This is a genomic window from Clostridium sp. KNHs205 (assembly GCF_000702945.1).
Taxonomy (GTDB): domain Bacteria; phylum Bacillota; class Clostridia; order Lachnospirales; family Lachnospiraceae; genus Anaerocolumna.
In genome coordinates this window covers 69,336-82,417 of sequence record NZ_JNLE01000003.1, presented here as the reverse complement: position 1 = coordinate 82,417, position 13,082 = coordinate 69,336, and the positions used below count along the sequence as shown (strand labels likewise).

The window sequence follows — 13,082 nt, the reverse complement described above, 5'->3', positions numbered from 1 at the left end:
ATATCATTGTGAATAAACCTAAGGAGGATTATTGGATGAGTCAGACAGTTGTAAAAATTGATAACCTGGTCAAGCGATATAAAGAGCTGACAGCGGTTGATCATTTTAACCTTGAAATAAAGGAAGGTGAGATTCTTGGTCTTTTAGGACCTAACGGTTCGGGAAAGACAACAACCATAAGCTGCCTTCTGTCACTGCTGAAATTTGAAGAAGGAAATATTGAAGTATTTGGACAGAAGATGAATCCGGACAGTTATTCTTTGAAACGTGATATTGGAGTTATACTACAGAATGTCGCTGTTTTTGATACCCTCACGGTTTATGAGAATATTGACTTTTTCTGCGGGCTTTATGTGAAGGAGAAAGCCACAAGAAAAAAATATGTAGAAGAAGCTATACAGTTCGTAGAGCTTACGGAATTTCAGAAGTTTTATCCAAAGAAGCTTTCTGGCGGATTGCTCCGGCGCTTAAATATTGCCTGCGGAATAGCTCATAAACCCAAACTGATTATTCTGGATGAGCCAACAGTTGCCGTAGACCCCCAGAGCCGTAATAAGATTCTGGAGGGAATTGTTGAATTGAACCGCCAGGGAACTACCATTATCTATACCTCTCACTATATGGAAGAGGTGGAAGCAATCTGTACCAGAATTGTTATAATGGATAAAGGAAAAAATATTGCAAATGGAACAGCAAACGAACTGAAGCTGATGATTCAGAATAATGAAACTATTTATATCGATATGAGGGCATTGCCTTATGAAGATCTTGAAAATATCAGACAGATAAATCATGTATACTCTGCAGAGTATGCGAAGGAACAGCTCACAGTAAAATGCAACGGCGGTAAACATAATCTGATTCATATTATGAATTACCTCCAGGAAAAGGGGATCACCTTTGGCAGGGTACATTCAGAACTGCCCACCTTAAATGACGTATTTCTTGAGATTACCGGTAAAGAGCTTAGGGATTAATATTAACAGCTGAAGGAATTTAATTGCTTAAGAATGATGTATAGGGAGAATTCTGAGCTTAGAAAGGAATAAATGTATGTTTTTTCACTTGCTAAAATATAAACTGAAAGCCCTGTTCCGTGAAAAGGATCTGCTGGGGTGGATCTTTGCTTTCCCAATTGTGCTGGGGACCTTCTTTTATCTGTCTTTTGGTACGATCATGCAGTCTGACGATTATGATTTTTCTCCTGTACCTATTGCATATGTAACGGAGAGCGGAGCAGATAAGACCTTTGATGGAATACTGGAGGAGCTGGGGACAGAGTCAGATGACCAGCTGTTTCAAATAACAAAAACAGATATGACCAAGGGGGAAGCACTGCTTAAAGGGGGAGAGGTCGATGGAATTATTGTGTCAGTACAGGATAAAGCCTTACAAGGTGCAGCTTCACAGAATATTTCGGTAGTCGTAAGCGGCAAAGGCCTGAATCAGACAATCATAAAATCTTTCCTGGAAACGTACTTAAAACATAAAAGTGTTATTGAACAGATTGGAAGCACTCATCCGGATAAAATGGAAGCTGCCATAAACATACTCTCAGAAAGTATGGACTTTAACAAGGAAATATCCTATTCCAATGCTAAAATGGATAATCTTTCTCAGTATTTCTTTGCATTGATAGCCATGACCTGCATGTACGGATCTGTTATCGGCAGACGGTGCGTAGAGGATATCCAGGGAAACCTGTCGGCACTTGGTGCAAGAAGAGAGGTATCACCTGCCCATAAGCTTACGGTAATCGTTGCTGACTTCTGTGGCTCCGTCCTGGTAGATTTCTCTTCCGTTCTGCTGCTGATTGGTTATCTCACCATGGTACTAAAAATTGATTTTGGAGACAGAGTACCACAGATTATTGTGACTGCTTTTGCCGGTTCTGTAATTGGCGTGGCTATGGGGACGTTCATTGGTTCCATCGGAGGCATTTCTGTAACAATAAAGGATGCTTTGGTTTCAGTCATCAGTCTTGTACTGTCTTTCCTAAGCGGACTTATGATAAATAATATGAAGGATATTGTGGAACATACAGTTCCTTTTGTAAACCGGATAAACCCTGCGGCGTTGATTACCGATTGCCTGTATTCTCTCAATATGTACGATAACTTTGAAAGATTTTACACGAACCTTGTTTTAATGGGAGTTATTGCCGTGTTCTTTATCTTTGGAAGTTATATGCAATTAAGGAGGAACCGATATGCAAGTATTTAAGGCCTTTTTTATAAACTTGAGAAAAGAGATGCCAAGCATCATAATATATTTCATTATCTTCCTGGCATTATCGCTGTTACTCTCCGGTAATGGCAAGAAACAAACGGAGGTAGTGTATAATGATTCAAAGGTAAAGATGGCAGTATTTGATGAAGATAATACCGTATTGAGCAAAAGCCTGTATGAATATCTTGATAAGACCCAAGAGCTGAGAACAATTAAAAACGATAAAGATTCCATAACAGATGAGCTTTTTTACCGGAATATAGAATATGTTCTGATTATAAAAGAAGGTTTTGAGGAGAAGATAAAATCCGGCAGCTTTGAAGGTGTTGTGGAGAATGTAAAAGTTCCGGACAGTGTAAGCGGAAAGTTACTGGATGACAAGATTAATCAATATCTGTCCGTACTAAGTGCCTATACCGCCGGAGGCTTCAGTATAGAAGAGGCGGCGGCAAAAGCACTGGATACTGTTTCTATTTCTGCAGAGGTAACCCTCCTAAAGGTGGAAGGAAAAGAGGCAGAAAAGAGCAAGGCCTATTATTTTTATACCTATATTCCCTATGTACTTATCTGCATGCTGATAAATGGACTTGGCGGAATCCTTATGAATTTCCGAAAGAAAGACCTGGATTGGAGAATCAAGTGTTCCGCCTTGTCAGAGAGAAGCAGGAATGCCGCTTTGATATCTGCCGGTCTGCTTTTTGGTTTTGCCTGCTGGGCTGCTTTTGTACTCCTGTCCCTGTTTATCTATAGAGAGGAGCTGACTGGCATAAGAGGAGTATTATATTTAGCAAACAGTCTGGTATTTTTAATGGTGGCAATGAGTCTGACCTACCTTGTCAGCTTTTTTGTTAAAACCTCCAGTGCCCTTAATATGGCCTCCAATATTATCGGTTTGGGACTCAGCTTCCTCGGCGGAATATTTGTTCCGTTAGAATATATGAGTAAGAGTGTATTAAGGTTCTCAAAGCTACTGCCTACTTACTGGTATGTAGTGACAAATCAGACCATTGATTCTTTTAACAGTTCAGGGGAACAGTACAACCTGATATTTCGAAATTTCGGTATTCAGGCTGTTATTGCTGTTGTTATATTCGCAGCAGCCATTGGGGTATCCCATTCCAGAAAGCTTGCACAGTAGCTCCTTATACTTTACAGTTATTCACCATCTTGCGGTTATTCACCGATTTTACGGTTATTCACCAATAGCCTCATCAAACTGGGTGTGGTAGAGTCTTGCATAAGCTCCGTTTTGAGCAAGGAGCTGAATATGGCTGCCTTTCTCTATGATTTTTCCCTTATTCATGACAACAATTTCATCTGCATTTACTACAGTGGATAAACGGTGAGCAATAAGGATGGTGGTGCGGCCGACCATAAGACGGTCGAGAGCCTCCTGTATTAATTTCTCCGACTGGGAATCCAGAGCAGAGGTGGCTTCATCCAGTATGAGAATCTTGGGATTCTTAATAAATACCCTGGCAATTGCAATACGCTGTTTCTGCCCGCCGGATAGCTTGGCACCTCTCTCACCGAGAACGGTGTTAAAGCCTTCCGGCATTGCCTGTATAAAATCATAGGCATTGGCAGCTTTGGCAGCAGCAATAATATCTTCATCGGAAGCCTTGGGATTACCGTAGAGAATATTTTCTCTGATAGAGCCACTGAACAGAATGGTTTCCTGGGGTACAATACCCACCTGTTGCCTTAGGGAGTTCGTTTTATAGTCTTTTAAATTTTTTCCGTCTAAGCATACACTTCCACAGTGTACATCGTAAAATCTGGGAATCAAAGAAACCAAAGTAGACTTACCGGAGCCGCTGGCACCCACTAAGGCAATACGTTCACCGGCGTGAATGATAAGGCTCATATTCTTGATAATCTGCTCGTTTTCTTCATAGCAAAAGCAAATGTTCTTAAGTTCAATTTCACCGTTTATATCCGCGCATTCTACTGCGTCCGGGCTGTCAACAATATCCGGAGTCTGATCCATAACATGAAGTACACGTTCAAGAGCTGCCATTGAGGTAGAAAATACTACGTTTAATTCGGCAAAGCGGTTAATAGGCAGGTAGAAATTACCCAGATAGGCATAAAAGGTAATTAACTCACCGATTGTAAGGACACCGCTGTTAACTCTCTGGCAGCCTACCCATATTACCACAATAGGAGCAAGAGCTGTCAGATAACCGGTAATGGTTGTATTTAACGAAGCTAACATTCCGCTCTGTAACTGAAAGTTCAGCAACTTGGTGGCTTCTTTGCGGAAACGCTTTCTTTCGTAGGCTTCCTGGGTAAAGGCCTGCACGACGGAATAACCGCCTACTTTTTCCTGTACATGAGCTGACATTTCTTCGGTCTCATCCTGAACCATATGGCTGTTACGCTTAACCCTTCGGCCAATTTTCTTACTGATAAAGAGATAAAAGGGAAAGATAGAGAGTGAGGCCAGGGTAAGCACCCAGTCCATGCGAAGCATTATGAATAATAAGGCAATAACCAGTATACCATCCATCCAGATATTGGTCAGGGCATTTCCCACAAGATTTGATACCAAGGCAATATCATTCATTAATACGGATACGATTCCGCCTGAATGGTGTTTGCTGTAATAAGAAGCGGACATTCTCTGCATATGTTTATACAGATCATACCGTAAGGCAAAGGTAACCTGATTGCCTGCTTTAGAAGTAAAGAAGTGTCTGACATAAGTTCCGGGAATCCAGATAAAAGTATAGATTCCGATAATGATTAAGGTCCAGTAGTTTAATTGGTGCATCTTCTCTGCAGAGGTCAGCACACTGGCAGAACTGAATACATCATCAATAAAATGCTGCATTATTCGTGGGAATATAAGCGGGACGGTAAATTTAATAATACCTCCGATAGCACCGATGACAATCAGCCAGGTGTAAGGCTTAACGTAATGCAGAAATCTTATAAAAGGCCCTGGTTTCTTGGTATTGTCTGAATTAGGACACTCTGCTCCCTCTGACATATGTAATTTCATCCTTCCGTTTAGTAATATATTGGTTATCATAGCACTGTTGACAGGGGATGAAAATGTATTATCTTTCATTTAGTAAAAAAGGATATTATAAAAAAATACATCAACCGTTATACAAAAATCACCAGAGAATAAAAGACCGTCTGACGCAGATACTAGTACTGCACAATACAATAAAAGATAAGCAGCCAATAGTATTTATCAAGCCAGCACATGTATAGAGCAGGAAAGGAACGTCAGATGGAAAATGTAAGGCTTACCATTGAAGGACTTCAGTTCAATGAAACACAGGATAGAGTCAAAAGTCAGCTGGAAGGCATCGTTGGTGTCCGGAATGTGTTCTTAAGCGAAGGTCAGGATTATCTGGAGGTTAACTATGATGAACAGACCTCTGCCCAGGAAATTAACAACCATTTACAAAATAACGGCTATAAAGTAGTTGATATCGCACATTAAAGAGCTTCAAACAGTAAAAAAGATTTGCGAAAAAGGACTTGCATCAGCAGGCTATGACATATTGGCTGCCGGTACAAGTCCTTGTTATTATCTGGAGCTTTCTGATTCAACTAACTGGGTAACATGGACTTCCCGGCTGTTTCCTGGGTTGCTTAAGGTATGGATGCTGCACATATCTTTATTGGGATTTACATTTTCAATATAAACAGCCTCTCCGTTACAGGTTACATGAACCATTTCTGGTAAATGGGCAATTTCCGAAGCACGCTTCTTATCCATAGTCAGTCTCCTTTGATAATGGTAATAGGTTAAAAACTCAGAAGAATGAAACCTATGTTGTTATTTCATTCTCCGGTAGTATTGTTTGTTTAACGCAATTGAAATATTCTGTGTGAAAAGGAGAATAAATTACCTGACTGTGAAATATTATGTCAGTTGATTTTTCTTGAGTAAGCGCCGGGAGTAATTCCGGTATATTTTTTAAAAACCTTTGAAAAATAATAAACATCACGGAAACCGGTCTTTTCCGCTACTTCGGAAATCTTACCGGAACCGTCTGAGAGCAAATGCTTAGATTTGGAGATTCGCAGCTCGTTCAGGTAAGCAAAAATAGTTGTTCCCGTGGCTTTCTTAAACATCCGGTTGATGTGATCGAAATTACAGCCTAACTTCTCCTCAATGCTTTTACTGGATATTTCAGAAGCATAATTATCCTGGAAAAAAGCAAGCAAATCATAGATCATTCGGGTGGATCTGGTGGCTGAAAGGCTGTTATCACTGTATAGAAAACCAGAGGTCAGCTCCCTTGACAAGGCTATCATAAACTCCAGAAAAAGGCTGCTGGTCTTTAATTGAAAATACTCCAGGTGATTGTGATGTGATTCTCTTAATTGATAGAGCAGCTCAATAAGTGCTGAGGAGGCAGCAGGCTGATTGATATGATAATATTTTGGCAGGATAATATCATGAATCCTGCGCTCGTTTATCTCGCATTCATGGGTTTTTAAAGAGGTAAGCCTGTGATCCTTCAGTAATTTTTTAATAACTTCCTTCTCCTCCTGGTGCTCTTTCATCTCATCGTGATAAAAATGAATATAGAAGTAGGTGCATTCAGCGGTTTTCGTGCCGTAATGTTCCAGGGCAGGGTCAAGTATCAGCATATCATCCGTTCGTAAAATATAACTTCTGTTCCCTTCATTAATATACATTTCTCCGGAAATTATATAATACAGAATAAATTCTTCTGTTTTTCTTCGCATATGGACATGGGGAGGTTTTACTGTTACCTGATCGATATATCTTACTCGTGGCAGATAACCGCTGTCCATTCGGTAATAGAGCATATTATCCATGTTTTAACCATGCCTTTCTAATAGTCTGCAAAATATTTAAATCTGGTCCTTAAGGATAGTATAGTCGATAATTTTTAATTTTTCAAGGAAGTTAACGGTCTTATGGTAATCATAAGTCGCCTGTTTACAAAAAGATACTGGAATTTTACATTGTCTTCCTGGGCATTCGGTTTATTATTAAAGTATATAGTGTGGAAATCAGAAAGCAATTTCTACTTATGAGTGGAGCGTGCCAAGGCGGGAAAGAGTGTTGGCATAATAGTGTGAAGCAGCAAGCATTGTTATTCCTGAAAGGGAAAAACTAATTTAAATGAAATGCACAAAAATAAGAGAATTGACAGATAAAAACAAAAGGAATAGGAGAGAAGGAAATGAAAATTAATTTTATGAAGTCATCGGGCAGAGATGCTGTCTTTCTTACGCAGGAACAGAACTCATGTACAGTTGAATATGCGGCAGCAGGGGGTGGCATAACGCTATCTGAGGTAAAGGAAGCAGGAAAAAGATACATTGTAGGTGATATAGAAGTCTTAGAAGAGCATTCTGCGGCCATGATGCTGCGTTTCTTTGTACCCGGTTCTGAGAAGGAACAGATTCTGATGCGGTTTGGATTGCTGCCTGGTTTTAAGACAAGAGTATGCCTGGATCTTAACTGGCTGGATAACAGTACAATCTATACGAACAGGACACCGGGATTATTAAAGCTTGTTATTCACGGACAGCGCACAGAGTTAAGAGAAGTGGAAAGAATCGAGCTGGGTGTTGAAAAAACCTATCACAATGTGAAGGTTCGATTGGAAAATTTCATTTTAACCGATGAAAAGCCGGAGGAGTTTCCGATACCGGATAAGAAAGTCGTAGATGAATTCGGTCAATGGAAAGAAAAAGAATGGCCTGGGAAAATTCATTCACTGGAAGAATTAAAGTCCCGTTTAAAGGAAAATGAAGGAAAGGCAGAGTATCCTTTCACAGAGTGGAACAGCTGGGGCGGTGACCGCAGCCGCAAATTAAAGGAGGGTACCGGTTATTTTAGTACCCATAAGACCGCTGACGGAAGGTGGCACCTTACAGATCCGGAAGGTTGTGATTATTTCTCTTTCGGACCCTGCCTGACCGGTGCCGGAGACCAGTGCCGTATTGATAATTTCGAACAGGTTTGTGACTGGCTGCCGGAGGAAGAAGATGCAGAATACAAGGCTTTTTATAGAAAGGGAGCCAGGAGAAGAACTGCCTATATGCCCTTAGACAGTTATAAGATGACCAGTTTTACTGCTCTTAATCTGAAAAGAGCATACGGAGAGAACTGGAAGGAAAAGTGGGAGGAAATCGCTCATCATATCCTTATGAAAAATGGATTGAATTCTCAGGGGAATTTCCCGGGATTATGTGTCAACAATGGAAGAAGCAAGCTTCCCTATGTCAGGGAGCTGCCAGGTTTTCCTGGTACAGATACACTGATCTTCAGAGATTTTCCGGACGTACTTTCACCAGAATATCAGGAGAAATCAGAGATTTATGCAAAGAAGCTCTTGGAATGGAAAGAGGATCCCTGGCTTATTGGGTATTTTCTTAGGAATGAACCTGAATTCAACTTTGTAGAAGGGCTGGCAATAGCCGATGAGGTGCTCTACAATCCGGCATCTACCTATTGCAAGAAAGGATTGATAAAGTACCTGCAGGATACCTACAAAACCATAGAAGCCCTGAACCAAGCCTGGGAAACCAGCTTTGCTGATTTTAAGGCTTTCGAAAGTCCCATTAAGAAGTGCTCTGAGGTCTATCCGAAATCAGCGGAGGATATCAGAAGCTTCTCCGTACACCTTATCAGGGAATATATAAGAGTACCCGCCCTTGCCTGCCGTGCTATAGATAAGAATCACCTAAACCTGGGGCTTCGCTGGTCCAAAGCTTATAATATTGATATGATGGCCGGCTGGGAGTATTTCGATGTATTTTCCATCAACTGCTATGACTTTGACCCTACAAGGGATATGGATTTTGTGAAAAATGCAGGGGTTGATCTGCCCATCCTGCTTGGCGAATTCCACTGCGGAGCACTGGACAGAGGACTTACCGCAACCGGGCTGAAGGGGGTTAAGAATCAGGAGGAAAGAGGTATTATGCTGAGACATTTCGTAGAAAAAGTGGCTGCCCATCCTTACGGTGTAGGCGCTCATTGGTTCCAGTTCAATGACCAGTTCTGTCTTGGCAGATACGATGGTGAGAACTATCAGATCGGAATGGTAGATATCTGTATGCAGCCCCATAAGGAGTTAATGGAGGCAGCGTATGAAACTGCGAAGGTACTTTATAAGGTAAGGAATAATGAGGCAGAGGCCTATGACAGAAGCCCTGTAGCCATACCTATGATAGGGTATTAAAGGTTTTCTTTTAATATCATAGTATTTATTCAAAATCCTCCGGAACCTATACAGCCGGAGGATTTTTCAGGTAATGGAATTTGATTGTCAAAAGGTCAGTTTCTTTTTTTGCTGGAATTCTGGATTTTTTACCATAGTATCTGTTGCCATTAATGAGCTATAATATAAACTAAAAGCTTTTATCCTTTGTCTGTATAAAAGCTTATTTGGTGTACAACGATATACATTTTAGTTCTGCAGCTCATTTGACAGAATTATTGACGGGGGGTTTAGAGAGGCGGCATTTGGTTTTAAAAGTGTGCTGATACGCGCAGATAGGAGGTTTTTATGAAGATTCTGATTGCTGATGATGAAGATTATACAAGAGAAGGGTTAATCGACAGCATCAATTGGAACAGTATGGGGATACGAGAAGTGATGCAGGCCAGAAATGGTATGGAGGCACTTGCAGTAGCAAAATGGTTCAAGCCTGATATCGTACTGACGGATATCAGGATGCCGAAGCTTAACGGTATTCAGTTTGCCGCAGAACTTGTACAGCTGAATCCTCAGAGTAAAATCATATTTATGAGCGGATATATGGAAATCGATTATCTCAAAAGTGCCATTCAATTAGCAGCTGTTGATTACCTTGAAAAGCCTATTGACCTGGCAGTTCTAAGGAGTGCAATCGAGAAAGCTGCTAAGGATATCAAAGCAAAACAGCAGACAAGCATGTTAAAAGCAGACAGAAAGGAACTGCAGCAGCAAAAACTTGCCAACACCCTGGTGTGTAAGGATAACGACAAGGAAATGCTGTACAAACTTTGTAATGAAGTAGCCTTTCCAACAGATAAGCACTACATCTGTCTGATTATCTGGAATAAAAAAAGTGGTATCAATTCGGAAGAATTTCAAAGTCATATACTGAACTTCTGGAGAAAGTTCAAGCTACAGGTCTTATGCAATTATCTGGGAGAAGGAAAGTACCTGGTAATTATAGCTTTTGGAAGAAAAGAAAGTTCTAAGCTCCAGGCCCTCTACCGGAAAATGACGGAAAGCATTCCGGATATAACACTGGGAATCGGTTTTGATGCTGCCGATATCATGAATATCTACAACAGTTATCAGACCGCTCAGCTGGCTATTAACTGTGCTTTTTATGAGGAAGAAGAACGAGTATTTATGATTGATGAGGAAATCCTTCGAAAACAAGGGGTAGAACCAGGGATTTACGGTGAATTCATGAAGGTCTTGACAGAGGAGCCTTTTCAGCTGAAAAACTGGTGCGCTGCTTTCTTTACTGATTTAAGGAAGCAAAAGTATTACAGGAAAGAAAAGATACAGACCCTCCTGGTTTCCTTTGCAGCTTCCATGGCAGGTCAGTATCCTGATCTGATGGACTATATAAGCGGTGTTCATTCCAAAGAAGACATGGAACAGCGGATGAACCGTTTCCTGACCCTGACAGAAATAGAAGAGTTTATGAAGGCTTTGATCGAGAAGATAGAAAGTATACAGCAAAATCAGTCTAAATACAGCCGAATCATAAGAGGAGTCATGGACTATATAGCTAACCATTATAAGGAATCGGACCTTAGTATAACCCGGATAGCAGAGTATTTCCACTTTTCTCCCACTTATCTGAATGTATTATTTAAGCAGGAGACCCAGGTAACCCTAAAACAGTATTTAAGCGATTACCGGATAGAGAAGGCGAAGACCCTGCTGGCAAATGAGTATTACAAGATTTCAGAAATCTCAGAGTTATGCGGATATGCCAACGGTAATTATTTTGCCAAGGTATTTAAAGAGGTAACGGATCTAACTCCTCTGGAATACAGAAAGCAGAGAACAGAATGAAGAGATTATCTAACTGGTTTCAGAATATTACTTTGACAAGAAAGCTGCTGATATTGATTTTTGCAGCAGGAATTATACCATTGGCGGTTACTTTCTGGTTATCGCTGAAGGAACTTAGAAGCAATTCCCTGGAACGGCAGATGTATGCGGTCAACCAGGGGTATGAGCAGGTGTATCAGTCCCTGGAGGACCGTATGAACAGAGTACATAACCTCTCTACTCTTCTTGCAGTGAACGATACCATTAAGAAGACCTTTAAACTGACGGAAAAGGATATGGATCTTATCGGACAGCTGGCTTATTTTGAGAATATATCCTCTTATTCTTATGCCCTTGAACTAACCTTTGACCTGGACGATATCATTTATTATATTGATGATGATTTTGTCATTGCCAGGAATCAGACGGGGCGTTACCGCCCCATCAGCGCTATCCAGAAAACTGACTGGTACCGCCAGTTAGCTGAGAATAATGGCAGGCCTACCTGGGTGTCTTTTTCCGGTGCTGCCAAAGGGGAGAAGGAAAAGTATATTGCAGTGACCAGAACCCTGTGGGATGAAAATGATTACAGCAAGGCTGTTGGAATCATTGCAGTCCTGATTGATAAGAAAGAAATAAAGAAAATGCTCATAAACTCTGAGAAAAATCAGTATTTTTATCTTGAAAAAGAAGACGGTACTTTTCTGGTATCCAATCTGAAGGAGGAGTCAGAAAACCAGATTCCTTCAATTCAGGTAGAAAGCAGTAAAAGCTTTAGAAAAGTCAAACTCCTTGAGGAAGATTACTACTTAAGGAGCAGTCAGGTGGGAAGCTCTGATGTCAGGCTCATCTCCTTAATACCTGCCGATGCCATCTCCAAAGCTCTTAACAATATGACCTATCAAATGGGTATGATGTATGCACTGGTATCCTTTTTACTTATCATACTGATTTATCCTCTGACGAAATCCATCACCTACCGTATAAAATTACTGCATCATCAGATTGGGCAGATTAAGACCGGTGAAATGAAAGAACTGGTTATTGAGCCTCATACCGATGAAATCGGCCGGTTGATAACCAGCTATAATTATATGGTTAAAAGGATGGAGGAGCTTATGGCCCGTCAGTTCGTACTGGGTCAGGAAAAGACAGGTGCGGAGTTAAAGGCACTTCAGTCTCAGATCAATCCCCATTTCTTATATAATACCCTTGATATGATCAACTGGATGGCACAAAAGAATGAAACAGAAAATATCAGTGAGGTCATACAGGCAATGTCTAAATTTTACCGTTTGTCCTTAAGCAAAGGGAAGGATATTATTACCATCCGAGAGGAAATCAGGATGTGCGAAGCTTATATGGATATTCAGAAGAGACGTTTTAAAGGGAGGATACGATTTGAAGAGGAAGTTCAGGAGGATATATACGGCTATCTGATTCCGAAGATAACGTTGCAGCCTTTTATTGAAAATGCCATTGTACACGGAATCTGTGAGAAAGAGGATGGCAGAGGTGTTGTAATGTTAACGGGGTGGATGGAGGATGATTATATCCATCTTAGCGTCACCGACGATGGGAAGGGGATGAGCCAGGAGGATAAGGGCAATTCCAAAGGCAGCCAGTATGGGCTGGAGAATATAGAGAAGCGGCTGTCCCTCTTTTATGGGCAGGAAATATCTGTGGAAGTGGAAAGTTCACTTGGAATCGGTACCTGTGTGTCGATCCATATTCCATTGGTAAGCGGTGAAGATTCAGGATACCCGGGTTGAATGAAAGGCAGCTAACCTCCAGATAATTCTAAAGCTGTTGCAGAAAGTAATATTAATACCGGCAAGC

At 40.9% G+C, this 13,082-nt stretch carries 10 protein-coding genes; 7 read left to right on the top strand and 3 right to left on the bottom strand.

The window, feature by feature from the left end:
- Positions 1 to 35: 35 nt before the first annotated feature.
- The 3 genes from BR73_RS0100400 (at position 36) to BR73_RS0100390 (ending at position 3,367) form a co-directional block, all read left to right on the top strand.
- Positions 36 to 977 carry an ABC transporter ATP-binding protein gene (locus tag BR73_RS0100400; RefSeq protein WP_033163942.1) on the top strand — a complete coding sequence of 314 codons (942 nt, stop codon included), beginning with the start codon at positions 36 to 38 and terminating at the stop codon, positions 975 to 977.
- A 76-nt stretch (positions 978 to 1,053) separates the two neighbouring features.
- Complete coding sequence (locus BR73_RS0100395; protein WP_033163941.1) at positions 1,054 to 2,223, top strand: ABC transporter permease; 1,170 nt, start codon at positions 1,054 to 1,056, stop codon at positions 2,221 to 2,223.
- Complete coding sequence (locus BR73_RS0100390) at positions 2,210 to 3,367, top strand: ABC transporter permease (protein WP_033163940.1); 1,158 nt, start codon at positions 2,210 to 2,212, stop codon at positions 3,365 to 3,367. The genes BR73_RS0100395 and BR73_RS0100390 overlap by 14 nt, the downstream gene beginning before the upstream one ends.
- 54 nt (positions 3,368 to 3,421) lie before the next feature.
- On the opposite strand, the gene BR73_RS0100385 is transcribed toward BR73_RS0100390, so the two are convergent.
- Complete coding sequence (locus BR73_RS0100385) at positions 3,422 to 5,224, bottom strand: ABC transporter ATP-binding protein (protein ID WP_051684862.1); 1,803 nt, start codon at positions 5,222 to 5,224, stop codon at positions 3,422 to 3,424.
- Between the two features lie 249 nt (positions 5,225 to 5,473).
- On the opposite strand from BR73_RS0100385, the gene BR73_RS0100380 reads away from it, so the two are divergent.
- The gene (locus BR73_RS0100380) at positions 5,474 to 5,689 is read left to right on the top strand and encodes a hypothetical protein (RefSeq protein WP_156034556.1); all 216 of its coding nucleotides are present in this window, start codon (positions 5,474 to 5,476) and stop codon (positions 5,687 to 5,689) included.
- An 87-nt stretch (positions 5,690 to 5,776) separates the two neighbouring features.
- On the opposite strand, the gene BR73_RS0100375 is transcribed toward BR73_RS0100380, so the two are convergent.
- The gene (locus BR73_RS0100375) at positions 5,777 to 5,968 is read right to left on the bottom strand and encodes an H-type small acid-soluble spore protein (RefSeq protein ID WP_033163938.1); all 192 of its coding nucleotides are present in this window, start codon (positions 5,966 to 5,968) and stop codon (positions 5,777 to 5,779) included.
- Positions 5,969 to 6,120: 152 nt separating this feature from the next.
- Entirely contained in the window at positions 6,121 to 7,041 is a 921-nt protein-coding gene (locus BR73_RS0100370; RefSeq protein ID WP_033163937.1) for an AraC family transcriptional regulator, read from the bottom strand.
- 371 nt (positions 7,042 to 7,412) lie between these two features.
- On the opposite strand from BR73_RS0100370, the gene BR73_RS0100365 reads away from it, so the two are divergent.
- The 3 genes from BR73_RS0100365 (at position 7,413) to BR73_RS0100355 (ending at position 13,015) form a co-directional block, all read left to right on the top strand.
- Positions 7,413 to 9,422 carry a beta-galactosidase gene (locus tag BR73_RS0100365; protein WP_033163936.1) on the top strand — a complete coding sequence of 670 codons (2,010 nt, stop codon included), beginning with the start codon at positions 7,413 to 7,415 and terminating at the stop codon, positions 9,420 to 9,422.
- 327 nt (positions 9,423 to 9,749) lie between these two features.
- Positions 9,750 to 11,264 (top strand): response regulator, encoded by a 1,515-nt coding sequence (locus BR73_RS0100360; RefSeq protein ID WP_033163935.1) that lies wholly within the window; start codon positions 9,750 to 9,752, stop codon positions 11,262 to 11,264.
- A complete protein-coding gene (locus BR73_RS0100355; RefSeq protein ID WP_033163934.1) occupies positions 11,261 to 13,015 on the top strand; it encodes a sensor histidine kinase in 1,755 nt (584 codons plus the stop codon). The genes BR73_RS0100360 and BR73_RS0100355 overlap by 4 nt, the downstream gene beginning before the upstream one ends.
- Positions 13,016 to 13,082 lie beyond the last annotated feature (67 nt).